Origin of the sequence: Brevundimonas sp. (assembly GCF_029946145.1) — a bacterium.
In the GTDB taxonomy this organism is placed as follows: domain Bacteria; phylum Pseudomonadota; class Alphaproteobacteria; order Caulobacterales; family Caulobacteraceae; genus Brevundimonas.
The window spans coordinates 31,425-53,749 of record NZ_JAQSDY010000029.1 but is presented as its reverse complement, the minus strand read 5'-3'; the positions used below and the strand labels follow the sequence as shown (position 1 = coordinate 53,749).

General features: G+C 66.8%; 22 protein-coding genes. 14 read left to right on the top strand and 8 right to left on the bottom strand.

Annotation, left to right across the window (positions count from 1 at the left end; translation table 11 throughout):
- Positions 1–302: 302 nt before the first annotated feature.
- From trbB to PSV23_RS15810, 4 genes are read right to left on the bottom strand one after another with little or no spacing between them, the layout of a single operon-like run.
- Entirely contained in the window at positions 303–1,259 is a 957-nt protein-coding gene (gene trbB / locus PSV23_RS15825; protein ID WP_300470898.1) for a P-type conjugative transfer ATPase TrbB, read from the bottom strand.
- The gene (locus PSV23_RS15820) at positions 1,259–1,702 is read right to left on the bottom strand and encodes a hypothetical protein (protein ID WP_300470896.1); all 444 of its coding nucleotides are present in this window, start codon (positions 1,700–1,702) and stop codon (positions 1,259–1,261) included. Before PSV23_RS15820 ends, trbB begins: the two co-directional genes overlap by 1 nt.
- Positions 1,695–3,569, bottom strand: a complete 1,875-nt coding sequence (locus PSV23_RS15815) for a type IV secretory system conjugative DNA transfer family protein (RefSeq protein ID WP_300470894.1) — start codon at positions 3,567–3,569, stop codon at positions 1,695–1,697. The genes PSV23_RS15820 and PSV23_RS15815 overlap by 8 nt, the downstream gene beginning before the upstream one ends.
- A 3-nt stretch (positions 3,570–3,572) precedes the next feature.
- Complete coding sequence (locus tag PSV23_RS15810; protein WP_300470890.1) at positions 3,573–4,196, bottom strand: GntR family transcriptional regulator; 624 nt, start codon at positions 4,194–4,196, stop codon at positions 3,573–3,575.
- A gap of 284 nt (positions 4,197–4,480) precedes the next feature.
- Between PSV23_RS15810 and PSV23_RS15805 the strand changes: the two genes are divergently transcribed.
- From PSV23_RS15805 to PSV23_RS15785, 5 genes are all read left to right on the top strand, one after another.
- Complete coding sequence (locus tag PSV23_RS15805) at positions 4,481–4,930, top strand: helix-turn-helix transcriptional regulator (RefSeq protein ID WP_300470888.1); 450 nt, start codon at positions 4,481–4,483, stop codon at positions 4,928–4,930.
- 94 nt (positions 4,931–5,024) lie between these two features.
- Entirely contained in the window at positions 5,025–5,147 is a 123-nt protein-coding gene (locus PSV23_RS15800; RefSeq protein WP_300470886.1) for a hypothetical protein, read from the top strand.
- Positions 5,148–5,396: 249 nt separating this feature from the next.
- Positions 5,397–5,519, top strand: a complete 123-nt coding sequence (locus PSV23_RS15795) for a hypothetical protein (RefSeq protein ID WP_300470884.1) — start codon at positions 5,397–5,399, stop codon at positions 5,517–5,519.
- A gap of 69 nt (positions 5,520–5,588) precedes the next feature.
- On the top strand, positions 5,589–6,290 hold the full coding sequence (locus tag PSV23_RS15790) for a lasso peptide biosynthesis B2 protein (protein WP_300470881.1): 702 nt from the start codon (positions 5,589–5,591) through the stop codon (positions 6,288–6,290).
- Between the two features lie 2 nt (positions 6,291–6,292).
- Positions 6,293–8,068 carry an asparagine synthase-related protein gene (locus PSV23_RS15785; protein WP_300470878.1) on the top strand — a complete coding sequence of 592 codons (1,776 nt, stop codon included), beginning with the start codon at positions 6,293–6,295 and terminating at the stop codon, positions 8,066–8,068.
- Here the strand turns inward: PSV23_RS15785 and PSV23_RS15780 are convergent.
- From PSV23_RS15780 to PSV23_RS15765, 4 genes are all read right to left on the bottom strand, one after another.
- On the bottom strand, positions 7,983–10,490 hold the full coding sequence (locus PSV23_RS15780) for a S9 family peptidase (RefSeq protein WP_300470876.1): 2,508 nt from the start codon (positions 10,488–10,490) through the stop codon (positions 7,983–7,985). The genes PSV23_RS15785 and PSV23_RS15780 overlap by 86 nt on opposite strands.
- Positions 10,491–10,499: 9 nt before the next feature.
- Positions 10,500–13,445: a TonB-dependent receptor gene (locus tag PSV23_RS15775; protein ID WP_300470874.1), complete on the bottom strand. Its 2,946-nt coding sequence runs from the start codon at positions 13,443–13,445 to the stop codon at positions 10,500–10,502.
- Between the two features lie 75 nt (positions 13,446–13,520).
- Positions 13,521–14,498 (bottom strand): FecR domain-containing protein, encoded by a 978-nt coding sequence (locus tag PSV23_RS15770; protein ID WP_300470871.1) that lies wholly within the window; start codon positions 14,496–14,498, stop codon positions 13,521–13,523.
- Positions 14,499–14,512: 14 nt separating this feature from the next.
- On the bottom strand, positions 14,513–14,986 hold the full coding sequence (locus tag PSV23_RS15765; RefSeq protein WP_300470869.1) for a sigma-70 family RNA polymerase sigma factor: 474 nt from the start codon (positions 14,984–14,986) through the stop codon (positions 14,513–14,515).
- A 124-nt stretch (positions 14,987–15,110) separates the two neighbouring features.
- On the opposite strand from PSV23_RS15765, the gene PSV23_RS17425 reads away from it, so the two are divergent.
- The 9 genes from PSV23_RS17425 (at position 15,111) to queC (ending at position 22,274) form a co-directional block, all read left to right on the top strand.
- Positions 15,111–15,314: a helix-turn-helix transcriptional regulator gene (locus PSV23_RS17425; RefSeq protein WP_366524257.1), complete on the top strand. Its 204-nt coding sequence runs from the start codon at positions 15,111–15,113 to the stop codon at positions 15,312–15,314.
- Between the two features lie 146 nt (positions 15,315–15,460).
- A complete protein-coding gene (locus PSV23_RS17420; protein WP_366524256.1) occupies positions 15,461–15,664 on the top strand; it encodes a helix-turn-helix transcriptional regulator in 204 nt (67 codons plus the stop codon).
- 190 nt (positions 15,665–15,854) lie between these two features.
- Positions 15,855–16,367 carry a 6-carboxytetrahydropterin synthase gene (locus PSV23_RS15760; protein WP_300470867.1) on the top strand — a complete coding sequence of 171 codons (513 nt, stop codon included), beginning with the start codon at positions 15,855–15,857 and terminating at the stop codon, positions 16,365–16,367.
- Positions 16,368–16,779: 412 nt separating this feature from the next.
- Positions 16,780–17,691, top strand: coding sequence for a hypothetical protein (locus tag PSV23_RS15755; protein WP_300470865.1), 912 nt, complete (start codon positions 16,780–16,782; stop codon positions 17,689–17,691).
- Positions 17,688–18,788: a DGQHR domain-containing protein DpdB gene (dbpB, locus tag PSV23_RS15750; protein ID WP_300470863.1), complete on the top strand. Its 1,101-nt coding sequence runs from the start codon at positions 17,688–17,690 to the stop codon at positions 18,786–18,788. Before PSV23_RS15755 ends, dbpB (PSV23_RS15750) begins: the two co-directional genes overlap by 4 nt.
- On the top strand, positions 18,785–20,071 hold the full coding sequence (gene dpdA, locus PSV23_RS15745) for a tRNA-guanine transglycosylase DpdA (RefSeq protein WP_300470861.1): 1,287 nt from the start codon (positions 18,785–18,787) through the stop codon (positions 20,069–20,071). The genes dbpB (PSV23_RS15750) and dpdA overlap by 4 nt, the downstream gene beginning before the upstream one ends.
- Positions 20,068–21,186: a DGQHR domain-containing protein DpdB gene (dbpB, locus tag PSV23_RS15740; RefSeq protein ID WP_300470859.1), complete on the top strand. Its 1,119-nt coding sequence runs from the start codon at positions 20,068–20,070 to the stop codon at positions 21,184–21,186. Before dpdA ends, dbpB (PSV23_RS15740) begins: the two co-directional genes overlap by 4 nt.
- An 18-nt stretch (positions 21,187–21,204) precedes the next feature.
- Positions 21,205–21,573 carry a 6-carboxytetrahydropterin synthase gene (locus PSV23_RS15735; protein WP_300470857.1) on the top strand — a complete coding sequence of 123 codons (369 nt, stop codon included), beginning with the start codon at positions 21,205–21,207 and terminating at the stop codon, positions 21,571–21,573.
- Positions 21,570–22,274 (top strand): 7-cyano-7-deazaguanine synthase QueC, encoded by a 705-nt coding sequence (gene queC / locus PSV23_RS15730; RefSeq protein ID WP_300470854.1) that lies wholly within the window; start codon positions 21,570–21,572, stop codon positions 22,272–22,274. The genes PSV23_RS15735 and queC overlap by 4 nt, the downstream gene beginning before the upstream one ends.
- Positions 22,275–22,325 lie beyond the last annotated feature (51 nt).

Below are 22,325 nucleotides of genomic sequence, written 5' to 3'. Positions count from 1 at the left end.
CCGAAAGGCCGGCGTCCCAGTATCCGTCGCATATCTGACTTCCTTTGTTTCAGCGCATCTCAACGCGCCGCGACACATTGCAAGCAAATATATCCACAGCCTGTCAACACAGTGGACTGATTATTTTTCACGACTTGCTGACGACTCTATTTCAAGTCATTTCAACTCAACTGACAACTTGCGATGACTTGCGCGTCACGACTTCCGCCGGCCCGCATGACGACTTGGAACGACTTGCGTCCAGGGCACGCCACGATGGCGTTCGGACGTCGGGCGCCACATTCAGGGCTTCAGGATCAGGCTCAGGCCAGGACGCTGATCGCGTAGGCGTCGTCGCCGGAGGGCTCGACGCCGAGCACCGCCTCCACCTGCCGGCCGGCCGCCGTTCGCCGGATGTGGACAATCCGGTCGACCGCCTGGGCGATCGCGCGGCGCGGCGTCCGGGTCGAAACCTCGGTGATCAGGTCCTCGATCCGGCGCAGGACGTCGTCCGCCGAGTTGGCGTGAATCGTCGAAAGTCCGCCCGGATGACCCGTGTTCCAGCTCTTCAGCGTCTCCAGCGCGGCGGCCCCGTCGCGCATTTCGCCAACCACGATCCGGTCCGGCCGCATGCGCAGGGCGTCCCTGACCAGGTCCACGACCCCGATCAGGATCGGCTGACGCCGCGTGAGCACCGACACCACGTCCCAGGCCGAGCACTGGAGTTCCGGCGTGTCCTCGATCAGGAAGACCCGGTCACAGGCGAAAGCCGGCTCGGCGAGCACGGCGTTCGCCAGGGTCGTCTTCCCCGATCCCGTGCCGCCCGAGATCAGGATGTTGAGCCGGTCGGTCGCGGCCGCGCGCAACACCCCGGCCTGACGATCCGTCATCATCCCGCCGACGACATAGTCCTCCAGCGTCCAGATCACGGCGGGTCGTTTGCGGATCGAAAAGGCGGGCGCGGCGGTCACCGGCGGCAGCATTCCCTGGAACCGCTCTCCGGTTCCGGGCAACACGCCCGACAGCCTCGGATCGTCCCGCGTGACCGTCTCGCCGACATAGTCCGCTATCAGGCGGACAACCCGCTCCCGGGCCTCGGCCGACAGGGTCGCGCCCGTGTCGCGCCGGCCCTCGCCGCTGCGGTCCAGGATCAACCGCCCGTCGGGATTGGCGAGGATCTCCACCACCGCCGGTTCAACCAGGGCCGCCAGGACGGTGTCGCCCAGGGCGTGGCGCAGGGCCTCCAGCTTGCGCTCGGCGATGATCGGATGGGCGGCCATCAATTGGCCGGGCCGAACGACCTGTCCTCGGGAGGCACACCCCCCGGCCGCTCGGCGCGTCCGGCGACGATCCGCGCGGCCGTCGCATCGAGGAGCCGCTCGATCCGGCGATCAACCGCGGCCTGCACCGTCGGATCCTGGTCGACCACCGCATCGGGCAGGCGCAGGAAGAAGGCCCGCGCGACCTCGATCAGGAGCTCCTGGACGATCTGCATGTCGCGGGCGGTGGATCTCATATGGTCGCGCAGGGACCGCTCCAACTGGAGCAACCGGTCCTCGGGATCGGCCTGCGGGCTTTTTTGCAGCCCGCGCGCGATGGCGCGTCCCGCCGCCTGGCTGAGCGCCAGCCTGCCGCTCCGGGCCTCCCGGTTCAGTCCGGCCACCACCTTGGCGTCGGTGAGATAGACCTGGACCCTGCAGGTCGCTGCTTCTTTCCTAGCCATCGCCCAGTCCTCGCAAATGATCGAGCGCCGCGTCCTGCGCGGCCATCTCCTGCGCCACCCGCCCGTAGATGTCGGCCACCCGCGCCGCGACCTTCTTGTCGTCCATCGCCGCCGCCACCTCCTTGAACAGCGGCAGGGAGCCTTTCGGATCCTCCCCCAAGCCCCGGCGTCCGGCCCAGGGGTCGGGCGGCTGACGCGGGGCATCCACCCGCACCACCTGGTCGGGCGCGACGTCGCGCGCCCGGGTCCGGAAGGGCTCTCGCCGGTCATAGAGGAGCTTGCGCGTCCTCAACGGCCGGACCCCGGCGGCGAAGATTAGCTGGACGTCGTCCGGCAAGGCCCGGATCTCGCCGGGCTCCAGCAAGGGCCTGTCGATCTGGGACCGCGACACCGAACTGCGGCCCGCGCCGAGGCCGGCTGGCGAACTGCGGCTCGTGCGTGTCTCCAGCACCGACCCGGTCAGCTTCGAGACCTTCTCCTGCGTCAGCGGATCAAGGGCCGAGAAGGCGGTGTAGACCGCGCAGTTGTCGAGGAGGGTGTTGTTGACCCCGTAGGTCTCGACGATGTCGTTGAGCGACTGGGCTACGAACATCACCTTGACCCCGTAGCCGCTGAGCAGGCGCAGGGACTTCTCGAAGAAGCTGACCCGGCCCAGCAGCGGGAACTCGTCCATCAGCATCAGGAGATTGTGGCGCTTGGGCCGGCCGTCGGCCGCCTCGGTCTCGCGCACCGTCAGCGACTGGGCGGCCGCGTAGAAGAACAATCGCACCAGCGGCCGCAGGGCCGCCGCGTCGGCCGGCGCGACCTGGACGTAGAGTGACAACGGCGCCTCGGCGCACATCAGGTCGCCCATCCCGAAGTCGGACCGGGACAGGGCGCGCTCGATGTCCTCCCCGGCCAGCCATTTCAGATAGGAGCGCGCCGTGCCCTGGACCGAGGTCCGGAAGCGGTCGTGCATCGCGGCATAGCCCTTCACCGCGGTGGCGATGAAGGGGTGGGTCTTGGGCTCGCCGTCCGCACCCGGACGATGCAGGGCGCGCGCCATGATTTCCGCCGCCTCGTCGAGATCGGCCAGCATCCCCCGCACCGTCAGGAGGGTCTTGTCTCCATCTTCGGCCGTGTAGAGGACGTGCAGGACCACGGCTTCGAGGATTTCCGAGGCCGCCTTGTCCCAGATCGCCTCGTCGTCCCGCACCCCGCCGGGATCGGCCAGGATCGACACGAGCCTCTGGACATGGGCCAGTTCCCCGGGTCCCGGAAGGATTTCCGCCAGCGGGTTCCAGCAGGCCGAGGCGGGATCTCGGGGATCGAAATAAAGCGCGTGGCTGAACCGCGACCGCCAGCCGGCGCTCAGGTGCCAGAGCTCGCGCTTAGGGTCATGCACGAGCACGCTCGCATTCCACGACAGCAGGGTCGGCATGACGTGACCGCGCCCCTTGCCGGACCGCGTCCCACCGGTGACCAGACTGGGACGCAGGTCCGTCGTGGCGAGCAGGCGCCGCCCGATCAGGCCCAGGATGCAGCCGCCATTCGCGGTCAGTCCGGCGAGGCGGGCGTCGGCCACCCCGCCCCAGCCGCGAACACGCCGATGGCCGGTTCCCTCCTCCACCAGGACGCCAAGGCCCAGACCACCGAGCGCACCGAGAAGGATCAGGGGAGAGCAGGAGGCGAAAGACTGTTCCGCCTCGCCGGCGAATTGCAGCCGCCAACGAAAGATGGACCAGGCGGGATAGAGCACCATATTCTCCGACACGCGCCACGCGGGACCGAGGGCCGGGGCCGCATCATACAGCCAGGCGAAGGCCTGGGTCGCAGCCTGGGATCCGACGGCAAGGCCCAGGCCTAGGAAGATCAGGCGCCCGATCACGGATCACCCGGCGCCGGTCGGCAGCGGACCGCCGCGTTCGACCTCAAGGACGATGACTGCGGCGTTCTCCATCCGTCGCCGGTGATAGGCGTCGATGGCGGTCAGCAACTGCGTGCGGGAGCCGACGGTCTCGATGCGCACCAGCGCGCGCGCCTCCTCCACGGCGTCTGCAAACACTCGCGCCTCCGCGTCGCCGAGCAGCCGCAACTGGGCGTCGACCCGTTGGAAGGTCTCCACGAGCGCCCGGTTGCCTGTGGCGCGCACGAGACGGTCGAACAGGTCCCGGACAGCGGTCTCACCGGCGGCACCCGGGGTTGCCGCCGGCGGCGACGCGAGGTCGGCGGTCAGGTCAAGGCTCGTCGCCAGGCACCGCAGCCGGACCCAGAAGCGGTCGCGCAGCAGGGCGGCGTCCAGTCGGGGCGCGAGGTAGCCCGCGCGGGGGGCCCGCTCCATGAGGCCCTCGCCGCAAAGCCAGGCGAGCGCCTCGCGCACCGGCGTGGTCGACAGACCGAGACGGCGCGCTTCCTCGATGATCACGACGGATCCGCCGGGCGCATAGACGCCCCGCATCGCCCGATCCCGGATGTTCTCGAGCGCCAGGCGGAAAGGATCGCGGGCTCTCGGCACGACAAACTCCGTACAGGCAGGCCCCGCACTATCGCCAGCCAGACGACCCTCGCCAATGGGTTGCGGCCCACAGGCGGCGGAAGCGCAAATAAACGTCGGGTCGGCCGCCAGAAACTTGCGGGTGTTCCCCCAGAAATCGGCGAAAGCCCACAGGTGGACTCCTCGCCGATACACGCGAGCGTTGATCCCTTGGCGATCAGGACGCACGATGGCAACCGTACGCTTCGGAAAGGACGAGAGTGTCTATGGGGCAGCTTGGGCAGGGACCGCAGGACGATGGACCCTTGCGCTCGGCCGTCCTCAAGCGGGTGCGCCGGCACAGCGGCCTGTCTGCCCACGACGTCGCGAGCGGCCTGAACATGCCGCTGCGGACCTACGAGCATTTCGAGGCCGGACACGGACGGCTGAACCTCGACTATCTTCATCGTTTCGCCGAGGTCACCGGTTCGGATTTCTACGGCCTGTTGCACGCCATCGCGATCGGGTCGCCGGAGTTCGCCGTGCGCACCGCCGACAATAAATTCATGACCACCTTCACGATCTTCCTGCAGGCCTACGACCGCAAGATGGGCGACCGGATCCGCGACCTTGACGCCCGCGCCCTCATCGCCGCCTTCGGCGAGATGTTCGAGGCGCTGGCGGAGGTCGGCGACCAGCGGGCCGACGAGGCCGCCGCCTTCCTTGATGAGGGCCGCGAGGACCTCCGCTCCCGGCGCCCCAAGCCTGGACGCTGACGCAAATATACGCCGGATATAGCTTTGCAGCGGCTCCGTACGGTCGCTGACTGGTCTCCGCCACGTCCGTGGCGATCAACCCAAGGAGACTGAAATGACCACCACCAAACTGCGCCTCGTCAGCTTCGGCAGCGCCAAGGTCCTGACCCGCGACGGGGCTGGCGTCGAGTACCTCGAGATGAACATCCGCAACAGCAAGTTCCCGACCCTCGGCTGAGCGCGCCGCGGACGATCGCCAGTCGCGGTCGTCCGCGAGTGCTCCAGGCCTGCACGCCGGAACCCGGCCGCAGAATGTCATCCGCCTCCACCGGGCAGGATTCGACGTGTGTTGTCACCGGCGGGCGATCCCCGAAACCGGGTCCCGGACGCCGCCGCGAATATACTCCGGATATAGCTTTGCAGCAGAATGATCCGGGCGCTGACTGGTCTCCGCCACATCCGTGGCGCCAACCCAAGGAGACCTGAAATGACCACCACCAAACTGCGCCTCGTCAGCTTCGGCAGCGCCAAGACCCTGACCCGCGACGGGGCCGGCGTCGAGCATCTCGAGCTCAACATCCGCAACGGCAAGTACCCGACTGCGGGCTGAACGCGGCGCGGACGATCGCTCCTCGCGGTCGTCCGCGAGTGCGTGCGGCTCCTGCCTGAACGGCGCCGGATGGCCAGCCTCTCGTCTCCTCCCCTCCTCCTCTCCAGCAAGATGGCCAAGATGGACATCACCTCACCCCTCCTCTGGTGCGCGCCAGGAATCCATCTCGTTCGCGTCGATGAGGACGTCGTGGTCCTGGACGTCGGCGGCGACCGGTATCATTGCCTGCCCGGCTCGGCGAAGGACGTGCAGATCGGGAAGGACGGCCGGATCGGCGCCTCGGATCCAGCGATCCTGGCCGACCTTGTGAGCGCGGGGATCGCGACCCCTCAGCCTCCGGCTCGACCCCGATCCGCCATCAGGGGCGCCCTGCGCGAGCTCCCTCCCGGCCCGGCGTCCCGGCGATCGGACATCCTGCGCGCCGGGCTCGCCCTGGCCGTCTCGACTGCCGCGTTCCGGGGAAAATCCCTCGCCCGACTGACCATTCACGATACTGCGCCACCAGCCGATGCCGAGACCGACGAAGCCGTGCTGGCGTCCCTTGTCGCGGCCGCGCGCGCCGCGCGTCCCTGGATCCCGTTCGAAGGCGAGTGCCTGCAACGCGCGTTCCAGCTTCGACACCTCCTCACCCGGCGCGGGATCGCCGTCGACTGGATCTTCGGTGTGCGGACCTGGCCCTTTGGCGCCCACTGCTGGCTACAGATCGGCGACCTCGTCATCGGCGACCGGCTGGAACGCGTCGGCCGCTATACGCCGATCATGAAGACCTGAGCGTGGGCGAATACCTCATCGTGGCGCCGGACCCGGCAGACGAAGCGGCCCGCGCGCTCTCGGAGGCGCTCGCCCATCTTGCCCGGACCAACGGATTTACCGTCTCCTTGCTCAACGAGACCACCTGGCTGGCGACGATCGGACCCAATCCCGCCCGTCGCCTCCAGATCGGGGCCTGGACCCTGATCGGCGATGTCTTCAACAAGCAGCGTCCCCAACTGCCCTGTACTGCAGCCGATGATCCCTGGGATTACGAGCGCAAGATGATCGCCCGGTTCTGGGGCCGGTTTATCGGCATTCGGTTCGGGGCCGGCCAGCGGCCTGACGCTCTCCTGCGCGATCCCTCGGGGGCCGTCGAATGTGTCGCCTGGACCCAGGACGGACTAACCCTCGCCTGCAGCCATGCCCGGGACTGGCTGTTGGAACGCCTGCGGCCACCCTGGGGCATTAACGTGAGCCGGCTGGCCCGGGCGCTGCATGATCCGCTGGCCGGCGCCGGCGTTCTCCTCATCGACGGTCCGACCGCGCTAACGCCCGGAACCTTGCAGCCAGTCCCCCTGTCCTCTCCCGCCGAAACCCTCTGGCGACCGGCAGATATCGCCAGACGGAGCCTCGGTCCGGGCCCTTCGATCGCGGAGGCGCGGCAGACCCTCTGCGCCGCCATCGACGAGGCCGTGGGCGGGCTCTCCGGCGTTCCGGGGCCGCTCGCGGCCGAGGTCTCCGGTGGTCTGGATTCCAGTCTCGTGGCGGCCAGCCTCGTTCATTCAGCGCGAACGCCGATCTCGCTCTGGCTCAACGCCTACGGGGCGACGCCCGAAGCCGACGAGCGCATCCACGCCCGGACGCTGGGCGCCGCCCTCGGCTTCGAACCCCTCAGCGTTCCCCATGTCACTGCGCCGATGACGGCGACCGCACTGCAGGAGGCCGCGACAGGATTTCGCCCCAACGTCGCCATCCTGGATACGGCGCATGACCTGACGTGGGCGCGCCATATTCTTGAAGCCGGGGCGGCTGCCGTCATGACCGGAAAGGGCGGCGATTCCATCCTGGTCCAGGCGCCGTCGGCCGATGTCTTCGTTGATCTGTGGCGAGCGCGGGGCTGGAAGGCGCTTCGGTCGCCCGACATGGCGGAACTGGCCGCCACGAACGAGGTGTCGCTCTGGACGATGGTGGGCGCCGCACGTCGTCACCACCGCCATGGCAGTATCCCGCCGGCCTGGGACCATCCCATTCTGACGCCACTGTCAGAGGACGTGGAGATCCATCCGTGGCTGGAGGATTGCGAGGCCTTTGGCCCGGCCAAGACGTTCCAGATCGCCGGGGTCGCGGATAGCGTCTCCCACAACAGCCCGACGGCGCTCAGCGCCGTCGTGGATGTGCGGAATCCGCTCGGCGCCCAACCTGTGATCGAAGCCTGCCTCGGCCTTCCGACCTGGATTCTCGCGGCTGGCGGGCGAGACCGGGGACTGGCGCGGTCCGCCTTTAGCGACCGGCTGCCCAGCGAGGTTCTTGGCCGCCGATCCAAGGGCGATATGACCAGGCTCTACAGCCGGATGGTTCTGGACAATCTCGATGTCGTGAGACCCTGGTTGATAGAGGGGCGGCTCGCCGCGCTCGGTGTCATCGACCCCGTCGTCGCCGACGTCGAACTGACACCCGAGGCGCTGCTGTGGCGGGGTCGATACGCGCCGCTCATGGCCGCGATCGCGTTCGAGGGCTGGGTGCGGGCGTGGGAGCGCCGGCTCGGACCATCAGACCCGGCTCGGCCCCGGACGTAAGGTGGAGCTCCAGCCAGTCGAAAATCTGGGCGAAACGATCCCGGATGTTGGCCGGGCTCCACAGGGTGTGATGTTCGCCCCAATAGGTCACCAGCCGGGCGCGACCGCCGGTCCGCAGGAGCGCGCTGTACATTCGCTCCGCCTGCGAGAGCGGGACGAAGTCCATGTCTGCCGCCAGCAGCAGGACCGGGTCCTTGATCCGGTCGGCCATCAGATAGGGACTGGAGGCGGCGTAGGCCTCGGGCGCGAGCCACGGCGGAGCCGCCAGGACGGCCTGGCCTGTCTCCGCCCAGCCTTGGGTCGCCCGGATCATACCGCCGTCTTCCGGCAGGATTCGCGTTGAAGGCTCGAACTCGCCCCAGACGCCGAACATGTCGCTGAACGCCGATGAGGCGATGTAGGCCCTGTACCGCCGCGACCGGGCGGCGATCTCCAGCGAGGCATAGCCCCCGAAGCTGTGCCCGAAGATCGCCATCCGGTCGGCGGGCAGGTCGGGATGGGCGGCGAGCGCGGCATTGACCGCAAGATCGACGCTGCGGACGAGATTGTCGCCACGGTCCTCAAGGGCGCCCGTCTGCGGCGTGACGGGGCTGAGCACGGCGTAGCCTGCGGCGACGAACACCTGGGGACTGAGGCCGTAGGTCAGGCTGAGCGGGTCGCCCCCCGTCTCACCGTCGGCCCATCCGGGATAGACCTTGACCACCAAACCGTGGACCGGCGCGCCCGCCGCAGGCAGGAAGAGCCAGCTCTGCGCCTCACGGCCGTCGATGTCCCTGTGCACGACCGCTTCGGGCGCGGCCAGCCGCACGCCGACGAAGTCCTGGTTGACGGCGTCGAGCGGGGTCTCGGCGGACGCCGTCCTCAGAAACAGGACTTCCGAGAGACCGGCGCGCCGCAGGAACAACTCGCCCTCGGCCGACGACGCGAGGACGCGGTCCACCGAACCGGTTCCCGGCCCCAATCGTCGCGCCCCTTCCGCGTTCAGAATGATCGTTTCGCCTTGCGCGCCATGGGCCGCCGCCCAGGTCTGGCGCGGTGCCTCATTGACCTTCAGCCGGGTCGCCAATTCCATGTCGCTGACGGCGACGCCCCGCAGACCTGTCGCGCCCGGCGTCAGCAACCGTGACCCGGACGTCCCAACCTCCCAATAACCCCCGTCAGCGAACAGGCGGACCGTACCTTGGCCCGCCGCCGCCAGCTTCCCGGAAACCGTCTCCATCGCCAAAGTCAGCGGCCTGGGGTTGGCATCGGGAGACAGCGCGTGCCAGTCGAACCGTTCGCTTCCCACGCGCCGGGCGTAGACGATCGGGGTGTCCCCGAGCCAGTCGGCGCGAACGCCCAGCACGACCTCGGTGGACGATCCCATGTTCAGTCCGGTGAGACTGGCCGCGATTGCGCCGTCAGCCCCGGCCTCCACCAAAGCGCCATCCCGCCAGGCGGCGCTGTCGCGCCGCGCCCACACGAGAACGGCGCGTGAGTCGGGCGACCAGCGCAGAAGTCCCGGCGCGACATCGTGATCATCCATGGGCCGCGCGACCTCGCCGGTGGCGATATCCACGACCCTCAGCCGCTGACGGTTCGAGAGCTCGAACTGCACCACTTCGTCCGGGCGGAGGGCCGAGCCCTCCGCCCCCTGGACGATCGCAACGTGGCGGCCATCGGGCGAAACCGAGAAATCGTTGATCCGGCCCTTGGCGAGGGTCCGTGCCTGTCCGCTCGCCATATCCAGAAGCACCAGGGCGCTGGGCGGCCGGGCCGCCGGCGTACTGGCGACCCCGTCCGCCGCATCGACGATCGTCCGGGACGGCTCCTCCCCGAGGGCGGTCCGCTCCCAGGCTTCGGCGAGACGCGTCTGTGTCTCACCCTGGTAGGCCAGCGACGCGGGAAGCGAATGGTCCGGCCGGACCAGCGCCACCACCTCATCTTCAGAGCGCCACGCGACCTGGGCCCCGGTCCTAGGAACATCCAGCGTCAGGCCGGTCCAGCGGACCGACCGGTCCGCCATGGAGACCACGCCGGGCTCGAGACGCCCGTCGCGGAACCGGGAGATCAGGAGCCGCGTCCCCGACGGCGACCAGGCCACCCGTTGCAACCCGGGCCCCTGTCCCGGAAGGAGCCGTCCTGGCGGGGCGGTCGGGTGGTGGAGATCCGCCACCCACAGGTCCATGATGGCCCAGGTCGATCGCCACTCGTACTCGAACCGGGGGATGGTGTCGTAAGCCCCCCGCTTCTCGTAGACGGCCCACCGGCCGTCCGGGGACAGGGATCCCCGGCCGAACGCGGCGAGTGCGGTCAAGTCTGCGACCGCCAGCGGCCGGGACGGCGGCGCTCCCCCCGTCACCGGGGATTGAGCCGAGGCGGAGGTGAACAGGCAGGCAGCCGCGATCACCGCGCCGACGAGGCGCGTCAGGGAGGTCAGCATGTCCGCCGCTCACCAGCGCTGGATCAACTGAAGGGAGATCACGCGGCCGATGAGACTGGCCTGGCCCGCGTCGAACCCGAAACCCAGGGGCGCATCGTAGAAGGGCGGATCCTCGTCGAGCAGGTTCTGCACACCGAACTGAAGGGTGAGGCCGGCGAAGGGCGCGCGATTGACCGACCAGTTGAACTGCGCATCGAGCGTGTCCCAGGCGTTGATCGTCTGCCCTGCGAAGTCCTTGTAATCATCCACGTGAGACCAGTGGACGCCGAGCCGAAGCGGACCCCGGGACCACGTCACGCCCGACCTGGCGCGCAGCTTGACCGGATAGCCGATCAGGCCGGCGACCTGGCGAACCGGCGCCGTCGGGGTCGGGCGGGTCTCATAGTCGAGGATCCAGGACGCCGAGGTGTCGAAAACCAGAAGTCCAGCGCCGGTATCCCATTCGTAGCTCGCGGACAGATCCAGGCCGCTCACCTGCACCGCGCCTGTGTTCACCCATCGGGAATCCACCACGGCACCGTAGGTGCTTGTCGGATAGAGCCCAGAGAAGCCCGGCAGGCCAGAATAGCTCTCGACGAGCGCCAGGTCGCCGGCGCTGGTCGCCGGACTGACGAAGGTCACGAACGGCCTGAGGTTCGGATCGGTCAGGGCCCCATAGAGATTTTCATTCACCGGCCGGGCGATCCGGTCGCTGAAGCGCGTCTCGAAATAGTTCAAGCTGAGCGACGGCCGTCCCTCGCCCTTCCCCCGATAATCGAACCCCAGGGTGAAGGTCTCCGACGTCTCCGGCTTTAGGTCGGCGTTGCCGCCTGTCAGCAGCAAGGTCAGGGCCGTCGTTCCGTTCTCGCGAGCGAGGAAGGCGGTCGATACCCCGGTCTGGTCGAAGCGCTGGGGCAGCGAGCCCGCCCGGAACGAAGTGCCCCAGGACGTCCGAACCCCCAGCCCCTCGAACGGCGACCAGACGAGACCGAACTTCGGATTGGTCGTCGTCCCGAACTCGTCATAGTCCTCGACCCTGCCCGCCAGAGACAGGACCAGGCTGCGAAGGCCAGGGCGTGCATTGTCGGGACCGATCAGGGGCGCTCGGACTTCAGCGAAGGCCGCCGACACGGACCGTTCCCGCGTCGGGCTGGAATAGAGAAAGGGCGAGGCGGCCGAGAGGAAGGTATAGCCGCCGGTGTCGAAGGTTTCTTCGCGCACCTGGGCGCCCACAGCGAGCATGAGATCGCCCCCGGGCAGCCGCCAGATTGGTCCCTGGGCCATCAGGTTGGCGGAGGTGGACCGGCTTCGCTCCTGCCCGCCTGCCGAGCCGCTGCCGATGAAATCCAGAACGGCCCGGGAGTTCGCCGTCCCGGCGCCAAAGAGGTTGAAATAGCCGTCGACGGCCGCGCGATAGGGCGTTGTGGGATCGTCGGGGAGATTGCCCAGCGCCTCGTTGAGGTAGCGGCTGTTGACCCGGTTTGTGAGTCCGTAGTCCGCCCGCTCCGAGGCCTGCGCGACATAGCCCTCGAGCGACCAGTCGGCGGACAGGTCGTAGCGCGCGCCAATAGTGAAGCCGAGGCTTTCGGAGCGCGCGTGGCTTCGGGCCGGACCGAGTTCCCGTGCGAAGGAATAGGCGATGGTGTGAGATGCCGAGCCGGTCGGCGAGACAAACCAGGGGTTGGCGTTCGAGACCGAGAAGATCCCGCCCGCTCCGGCCGTCGCGATCTCGTTGGTGCGCAGACTGTAGCGGAGGTCGGCCGTCAGCTCGAGGCGCTCGCCCAAGGACTGCCGGAGGCTTCCATAGACGCTGTGTCGCTCGACAGAGGGCAGCAGGTCGATGCCCTGCAGCGTCGTCTGGAGGTTGGTCGTCCCCGCCGCGAAATCCGCCGGTCCCTGGGCGGTCCCGCCGGCATTGGGGCGGATGGCAAATTGGGTGACGTAGGACGATGTGGCGGCGTCGAACGCCACGATATTCCCAGGCGCACTGTAGAAGGCGCGGTGGTCCGTCCCCCCGAACGGCCGAAGGTCGCCGTCTCGCGTATAGGCCCGGTCGAACGAACTCAGCCCGTTGGCCGTCTGATACTCGTAGGACAGATAGGCCGAGCCCGTGGACCAACTCCGGCCCGCCAGATGAGAGGCCTGAACCTCCTCGGCCCCGCCTTGCGCCGCCGAAACCCGCACCCGGCTCTCGTGACCGTCAAACGATCGGCGCATGATGACATTGACCACCCCCGCGACCGCATCGGCGCCGTACAGGGCCGAGGCCCCGTCGAGGAGCACGTCGACCCGTTCCACCGCAGCCGACGGCAGCGCGGACACATCCGCGAACTCGGCCCGCGATCCCGTGCCGGCCAGACGCCGACCATTGACGAGGGTGAGGGTGGAGCCCGCGCCCAGGCCTCGCAGGTTGACGCCGGTGGCGAAGACGGTGTTCGACGCCGCCGCATCGGACAGGGTGGCCTGAACCATCGGCGTCGCCGACCCGGCATAGTTCTGCGGCAGGCTGGTCAGCGTTTCGGCGACGGTCCCGAAGCCGCGACGATCCAGCGCGTCGCGATCCAGCATCACCACGGGCGACGCCAGATCGCCGGAGGACCGAATCAGCGTCCCCGTGACCACCACCTCGTCAAGTTCGATCGCACTGTCCTCCCCCGCCGCCATCCCGGCGCCCCGGCGCAGGACGATGACGCCGGGCCGCGTCTCCGACCACGCCAGGCCGGAACCGCGCAGCAGGCTGTCCAGCGCGTCGGCGGGAGCGTACCGCCCGCGCAGCCCTTGCGACCGCAGGCCCGCCACCAGGTCGGCGGAGAAGAAAATCTGCTGGTCAGACTGGCCCGCGTAACTGTTCAGCGCGTCGCGCAATGATCCGGGCGGGATGTTGAACTCCCGCGCCTCCTGAGCGCAGGCGGCTCCACTCGAAGCGAAAACGCAGGCGACCAGCGCGCTGGTGGTCAGCAGATTCAGGCGGTTCATCATGTCGGCTCCCCTCGACGCCCTATGGCGACGTGGAAGAGACGGCCGAGACCCCGTCGAACCCCGGAGCACACCTCAATTATTTGTCCGTTTCGAGAGCAACAGAGTTCCGTCTGGCTTCACGCTGCTACTCAGGCCGAGGCCTTCGGCGGCGGCCGAGGCGAAGGCCTCACGATCCCCCGCGCGGAAAACGCCGTTGATCGGCACGTCCGCCCACTCGCCGGCCTCCAGGTCGATCCCGTCCGTGAGATAGCGGTTCACTTCGGCGACCGCGTCACGCAGGGACGTGTCCTCAAACACGATCCGGCCGTCGGTCCAGCTTGTCGCCTTCGCGACATCGACGGCCCGCGTTGTCACGGCGGCCGGTGTCACGCGCGCCTGCTGCCCCGCACTCAGGCGCGAAGGCGGCGCGCCCGCGGCCCGGGCGACATCCACGGCGCCCGACACCAGGGTGACCTGGACGTTCTCACCAGCCCGCCGGACGTCGAACACGGTCCCGACGGCCGTGACGCGAGCCCCGCCCGCGCTGACGACAAACGGGCGGTCCGCATCATGCGCGACGGTGAACAGGGCCTGGCCCCGCTCGAGCTCTATCCGCCGCTCGTCCCTCTCGAACCGCACCTGGATCTGCGACCCCGTATCCAGACGGACGGTCGATCCATCGGCCAACTGAACGACCTGCTGCTCGCCAACATCCGTACTAAACACAGTGCGGGTCTGGTGCCAGAACCAGATACCCATCGACAGGACGACAGCGGCTGTCACCGCCGCCGCACCGAACAGGGTGCGGGGAAGCCGCCTCTTGGCGTTCCGATCGACCTTGCGCTCCATGGCCTCGGCGACGGCGGCCTGGATCTGCCGATCGCCGGCCAGCTTGCCGGCCGCGGCCCAGACCTTCTCGACCCGCCGGTACGCCTCCGCGTTGGCCGGCTCAGACCGCCAGGCGAAGAATTCCTCGATCGTCCGGGTAGAGACGCTACGGACGCCGAGGCGGACGTGCCACGTCGCCGCCTCCGTATCCGCCGTCACAACCCGGTTGTTCGGGCTGGCCATCCTGCGCCCCATCCTTAGCGCCGAAACTGGGCTGCGCAGTGGGCCAGGGCCTTGGTCATGCGCCACTCGACAGTTTTCGGTCTGATCCCGAGCTGCTCGGCGATCTGACTGTTCGTCAGCCCGCCGAACCTGGACAACACAAAGACATCCCGGAGGGGTTGTGGCAAGCTCGTGATCACTTGCTTCGCAAGAAGCTCGTCGCTTTGCCCGGCCCATTCCAGAGCGGGCTGAAGCGCGCTCTGCTGCTCTTGCCAACGAGCGGTCCTGGCGCGGCAGCTGAGCCGATCCGCGATCAGGTTAGATGCGACCCTGAGCAGGAATGCTCGCGGATGTTTTATTTCTCTTCGGCTCTCGTAAGGCACCACCTTCAGCCAGACGTCCTGGCTAAGATCATCGGCGTCTTGGGATCCATAGCGCCTAATGATCGCTACGCGGAGCCACGCACCGTACGCGTGATAGAGGCCGCCGAGTCCAACGGCCTCCTTCATGGGACTAGGGCTACGAAAGGTCACACAGCGCACCGAACTAGCAAATCAGCGGGACAGCATGGGCAATATATTGCTAGCTGTATAGCACCTTTCCCGCACATCGCTGACGGCCGACCCATGGCCGATGGACTGGAAGACCCGTCTCGGGAAGAACATTCTGAAGTATCGGACTGACAGGGCTTGGTCCCAGCAGGTGCTTGCCGGTGAAGCGGATCTGTCACTGCGCTATTTGGCCGGCGTCGAACGCGGAGAAGAGAACCCAAGCCTGGAAACAATCATCGCAATCGCTAGTGCGTTAGCGGTTCAGCCAGGACGACTCTTCGAATAGGCGCACGAGGCCCAGCCCAGCGCTTCGCCAACCCGACCACGTCGAACGAAGCCCCGTCGCCGCCAAGACTTCCGCAAAAGACAAGCAACATATTGCTAGTGGTATAGCACCTTTCCCGGGGATGGCAGACGGCCGACCCATGGCCAATGGATTGGAAGACCCGTCTCGGGAATAATATTCTGAAATATCGAACTGAGAAGGCTTGGTCCCAGCAGGTTCTTGCCGGCGAAGCAGATCTGTCACTGCGCTATTTAGCCGGTGTCGAGCGCGGAGAAGAGAACCCAAGCTTGGAAACGATCCTCGCAATCGCTGGCGCGTTAGCAGTTCAACCAAGACGCCTCTTCGACTAGGCCGACCCACGAGCCGCCTCGGACCAGGACTCCGGTGAGGGCGATCGGGATGCCGAAAGGGGTTGCGTCGGCCGAGGGGGGCTCCGGCGCTTACGGCAGCGCTGATTGACTGGGGGAGCAGCGAGTACCGCCAGATCCCTTTGTTGTTCTGCGACAAAGTCTTTTCCAAGGGGTCTGTCACTTTGCTCCGATGGCCATCCTATCTACTAAGATTTACGGTGCCGAGAGAGGCCTGAGTTGCGCCTACCGGCAATGGGCGGCGCAGTCGCACTGCGCCATGCTCCACGGCTACTCGTTGGGGTTCCGTTTCACGTTCGCGGCCGAACAACTCGACGGGCGCGGGTGGGTAATTGATTTTGGCAAGGATGGCTTCGGGCCCATCCGCGAATGGCTACACCAGACATTCGACCACACTCTGTTGGTGGCGCGGGACGACCCGGAGAGGCAAGAGTTCATTCACTTACGCGATCGCGGACTCGCGGACATACGCATCCTGCCGGGGGTGAGTTGCGAGCAAATAGCCGCTTGGGTAGGAGAGCAGACGGGACCGGGCGTTCGCGAACGCACGGATGGCCGTTGCTGGATCGACGAAGTGGAGTGTTTCGAGCACGGTGCAAACAGCGCCGTATGGCGAAATCCCGAGGCCGTCCTGCGCGGCCTGTCGGCCGACGTTCTCCGCATGTTGATCGATCAGCACCGATAAACGAACGGACCAGTCCTTTCTCCGATGGAAGCCATTCGGGAGAGAAACTCGGCCCCGGCATGTGCCGCGCCCGAGCCACCTGCGCCTGGCCAATCTGCAAGGAAGAATCGTCATTCACCGCGTCCAGGTTATGGCGATGGCCTGTTTGAGGACCCGGTGGGCATGCCGCCCTGCGGGGGCATCTGGTGATCAGCCAGCGCGGCCAGGATGTCGTGGTTTTGGCCGGCGGGGAGCAAGAAGCGAACAGGTCGACCCCGGCTGCCGCCGGCTATATGGACTTTCGTCGTTAGTCCGCTCTGCCATATGCCAGATCGCGCTAGATTTGCGGAGATACAGGTGAGAAACTGCACGTCGAAATCGTGATTTGTGTGCGAAAACCGCATCAAGTTGCGCAAACGACGGCGTAGAAACTGTGACCCTCATCATCTCGAACTGCAGTAAGAGAAAGCGAGCGCCGCTCGATCCGCAACTGCATGCGGGTGCTCTGGCGACGGGATCGGCCGCGGCGGTTGCGATCGCATGGGGAGAACGCCTCCGGGTAGCGCATCCGACCACGCTCGCGAAAGACCTCTACGCCGGCCGCGCGTTCCATGAAGCCACCTTCACCGCGAACACTCTCGGCGCCCGGTTGGCTATCGTCTCCGCGGGACTGGGTCTCGTTGATGGCGCTGTGTCGGTGCCCTGCTACAGCCTGACGACCGCGCGCCGGGACCAGGACGACATCCTGGCGAAGACCGGGAGTTCCGCCTCGGAATGGTGGGCGTCGCTCCAAATGCAGTCTCCCTTCCACACCACTTCGGTCGATGAGGAGGAAGGCCTTATCCTGGCGGCTCTGTCCTCGAGCTATATCGCCATGGTCGCCGACGAATGGGCCCAATGGCCCGCGGAAAGAAAAGCTCGGCTCCGCCTCTTCACCAAGGAAGAGCCACAAGGTGTCGCCGATGATCTGAGGAAAGCTTGGATGCCCTACGACGATCGTCTCGACTCCATCGGCAACGGTCACGCCGGAACCCAAAGCGATTTCGCCCAGCGGGCCCTTCGGCATTTCGCGACAACGATCTTCGACAACGGTGCGCTGGAGCAGGACCGCGCCGACGTTCAGCGCAGCCTCCAGGGCCTGAAGGCGCGCGAGGTTCCGACCAGGACGCGCAGCACAGACGACGAAATCCAGGCCCTGATCGTCGCCGAATGGGACGCGGTCGACGGTCGCTCGGGCGCCATGCTTCGTCGCCTCCGCGACACCCTCGGCGTCGCTTGCGAACAGAGCCGCTTCAAACGGCTTTTCGGCCTTGTCGCCGCCGAAGCGAAAGGGAATGCACAATGAAAGGCCCGAAGGTGACGGTGCGAGCGCTGCGGACCCGGCAGGGGCCGGACGTCGAAGTCTACGCCTTCTTCCTCCCCGGCGATCAAGTCACCCAGGTCGCAGACATCTCGCGCCTGCGTCGCGGCGAAGGCAGTCTCGAAGGCTTCCAGCGCAAGGAAATCCGCGCCCATGTTTCGGAGATCGCGGAGTTCCTCAGCCAGGGGCCCGTACTGTTTCCGAACGCCATCATCCTCGCGCTCTCCCCGCAGGTCCGCTTCAAATCGGCCCGGGGCCCCGCCGGCGAGAATGGAGATGTCCGGAGCGGCGAACTCCTCATCCCGATCCGTCCGGAAGGCCAACGTGCAGCCTGGATCGTCGACGGCCAGCAGCGCTCGCTGGCGCTCGCCCGCGCGGGACAGGCGCATCTGCAGGTGCCGGTCGTCGCCTTCGTCTCGGATGAGGTCGAGACCCAGCGCGCGCAGTTCATTCTGGTCAATAAAGCCAAGCCTCTGTCTTCCAGACTGATCGATGAGCTTTTGCCTTCGATGTCCATGGCCCTGCCAAAATCGCTGAAGCCGAGACAGTTCCCGAGCGCGCTCTGCACGGCGCTGACCGAAAGCCCCGACTCCCCCCTGCACGATCTCATCAAGCGGGAGTCCCAAGGCGACGGCGCAAGGGGCGTCATTACGGACTCTGGCCTAACCCGGGCGATCGCGGCGAACCTGCGCCCGGCCGGGGCCCTCGGCGCGTATGATCCGGAGAGTGGGGCGGACGCGGCGTTCCAGGCGCTGTGCATCTACTGGGCCGCGGTCCGGGATGTCTTCCCGGACGCCTGGGGGCGCTCGCCTGAGGAAAGCCGTCTGATGCACTCGGCCGGCATCCAGGCCATGGGGGCCTTGATGGATCCCATCTGGACGCGTGCCGATGCGAGCGCCGATCCCGCGGCCGAGGTCGCCGCCGCGCTGTCCCGCATCGCCCCCCGGTGTCGCTGGACCGAGGGCGAGTGGGAGGGCCTCGGATGGGCATGGAATGACGTCCAGGCCACCAGCAAACACATCAAAGGTCTGAGCGAGCACTTGCTCAAGCTCGACCGCGAACTGTCGAGACCGGCCCGTTGAAGTTCATTTTCGCCGACAGTCTCGATTTCGTCGATCCAGGCTACGACTTCCTCAACGACCGAAACGCGCCGGGTCGGAAACCTTACTGGGACGACGCCTACCCCCACGAAATCCTGGGGTATGCGCCCTACCATGGCATGCTCGTCTCGCGCGGCATTGTCGGCGATGGTCCGGTCAAGGGAAAGTACACCGAAGCCCAGAGCATGCGGTTTCGGCGGGTAGGAGCGCGTGAGTTCCTGCGCCTCGACAAACCTGAGTTCGTCGATCTGGCCCTCTTCGGCGATTGCGGCGCCTTTACCTACGTCAAGGAAGACAAGCCGCCCTACACACCGGCCGATACGGTGGAGTTCTACGACGACTGCGGCTTCACCCACGGATGCTCGGTCGACCATATCATCTTCGACTTCGACGAGACCGTGACGGGGATGGAGGGCGGCAGCGCCGAGGCCCGTCGCCGCTTCGATATCACGCTTGAGAACGCCGCCGCCTTCCGGGACGAGGCCGGCCGCGGCGGTCGGTTCACGCCCATGGGCGTGATCCAGGGCTGGTCGCCCGCCAGCATGGCCGAGGCCGCCCGGCGATTGGTCGCCATGGGCTACGACTATCTGGCGATCGGAGGCATGGTTCCGCTCAAGGCGGAGCAGATCAAACGCTGCCTGGTCGCGATCCGCGACGCCGTACCGACGACCACGCGATTGCACATCCTGGGCTTCGCCAAGGCCAACGAGATCCACGAATTCGCCCCCTTCAACGTCACCAGTATCGACACGACTTCGCCGTTGTTGCGGGCCTTCAAGGACGACAAACAGAACTACTGGCTCGGCGATGGGCCAAACCTGACCTACTACACGGCCATCCGCATACCCCAGGCGATCGAGAACCCCCGCCTTCAGGCCCATGTGCGTCAGGGCGACTTCAAGGCGGAGGAACTCACGCGCCTTGAGGTCAACGCCCTGGCCGCGCTCCGGGCCTATGATCATGACGATCAGGACCTCGAGGGCGTGCTTGAAACGGTCCTCGCCTACAACGCCGTCCTGGCCACCGGTCAGGCGTATGAGGATGTTCGCGACCACCGGACCATCGAAAAACTGCGCGGCCGCTACCGCACCACCTTGGCCGACAAGCCTTGGCGAAAGTGCGGTTGCCGCATCTGCAAGGATGTCGGAATCGAAGTGATGATCTTCCGGGCGAGCAACCGGAACAAGCGGCGCGGAATCCACAACCTCGCCGCCTTCAAGACCGTGGTGAATGCTCTGCCTTCGAACCGAGACCAAAGCCTATGACGATCCTGACCTTCCTCGCGGCGCGGGCGCGCCAAAGCCCCGAGCATGATGTGCTGACCTTCGCGGCCACGGCTGGCCAGGTCCTGCAGTTCGCCGAAATCGACCGGGTCGGTCGGGACGCCGAGGGTACGCTTAGCGGCTTCCAGCGCCCTCAGATCGCGGGCCACATTCGCGAGATCAAAGACTATCTGGAGACGCCTGCGGCCGTCCTTCCCAACGCCATCGTCGTGGCCTTCACGAGCGGCGTCGCGATCGAGGAACTCGACGGGGGGATCTGCCGCGTGACGATCGATCTCGACAAATGCGCCAAGGGGCTCGTGGTCGATGGACAGCAACGCCTGACCGCCCTGAACCTCTCGGGTCGGTCGGATTTCCAGCTCTTCGTGTCCTTGCTGGTCTGCCGGGACGAGGCCGAGTTGCGGCGTCAGTTCGTCCTTATCAACAACACGCGGCCCCTGCCCAAGTCCCTGATCTACGAACTGCTGCCGACGGTGGATGGTCTGCCGGAGCGGATGCAGAGCCGGGCCATGGCCGCGCAGCTGACCGAACGGCTGAACTTCAGCCAGGCGTCCTCACTCAAGGGGCAGATCTATCAGCACACCAACCCCTCCGGGATCCTCAAGGACACCTCTATCCAGAAGGTTCTGATGAACTCCCTGAGCGACGGCGTCATGCGGCTTTTGGTGCTCGAGCCCAACGGCCCCAGGAAGTGCTTCGACCTCATCAGCGAGTTCTTCAAGGCTGTGCAGATGGTCTTTCCGGAGGACTGGTGGGGTCACAAACCGGCCTCGTCGCGTCTGGTCCACGGCGCCGGCATCCAGGCGATGGGCTTTGTGATGGAGACGCTGGCGACCCTCGACAACGCCCGCACCTGGAGCGAATTCGCCAAGGGCTTGGCCGCCCTGGAGGGCCGTACCGCCTGGACATCGGGCAGTTGGGACTTCGGCAATGGCGACGTTCGCTATTGGAAAGCCGTCAATGTCACCAGCGGCGACGTGACGCTGCTGACCAAGCACATCGAAGGCATTGTCCGCCGGGATCTCCGCGCGCGCCGGGCCGGAGCGGTCGCGGCCGCCGAAGCCCAACCGGAACTGCTCCAATCCGCCGACTCATGATCTTCTGCGACCGACGCCATGTATGAACTGACCAAACAATTCCGGTTCGACGCCGCCCACACCCTCGAGCGCGAGATCGAGACCGAGGGCAGCCGCCGCATACACGGCCACTCCTACCGCGCCGAAGTGACCCTGCGCGGCAAACCGGATCCCGAAACCGGGATGATCATCGACACGGGTCTCTTGGCCAAGAAGCTCGCCCAGGCGCGTGACGCCCTCGACCACCGCTTCCTCGACGAGATCAACGATCTCGGTCCGGGCACGATGGAGAATCTGTGCGCCTATATCTGGCGCAAGCTTGAGGACGAGATCTCGAACCTCCACAGCGTCGCCGTGCTGCGCGACTCCACCGAGGACCGCGTCACCTATTTCGGCGAAGGGGCGTGAGCGGCGCCCTGGTCCTCTTCTCCGGCGGCCAGGATTCCGCCACCTGCCTGGCCTGGGCCTTGGACCGTTTCGACCGCGTCGAGACCATCGGCTTCGACTACCGCCAACGCCACCGGGCCGAACTCGACGCCCGCGCCGTGGTTCTCGACGGTCTACGCTCCATGAAGGACTGGGACGGCAAGCTCGGCGAGGATCGCGTCCTCGATCTCGGGGTCCTGGGCGAGATCAGCGACACGGCCCTGACCAAGGACGTCGAGATCGCGACCACGGCCTCCGGCCTGCCCAACACCTTCGTGCCCGGCCGCAATCTCCTCTTCCTCACCCTCGCCTCCGCCGTCGCCTACCGCCGCGGCCTGAAACATGTCGTCACGGGCGTCTGCGAGACCGACTACTCCGGCTACCCCGACTGCCGTGACGACACGATCAAGGCGCTTCAGGTCTCCATCAATCTGGGCATGGAGTCCCGCCTGGTGCTGGAAACCCCCTTAATGTGGATCGACAAGGCCCAGACTTGGGCCCTGGCCGACCAGACCGGCGGCCCCCGGCTCGTCGAACTCATCCGCGCCGAGACGCTCACCTGCTACAAAGGTGACAGTCAAACCCGGAACCCGTGGGGGCGGGGATGCGGCGCCTGCCCCGCCTGCGAGTTAAGACGCTCGGGGTTCGATCGGTGGCGATCGAACGGCGACCTTGGGCCATAAGATTGTTCCCTCAGCAGTTGCAAACCGACAGCTTCCAATAGAGCGTGTCTC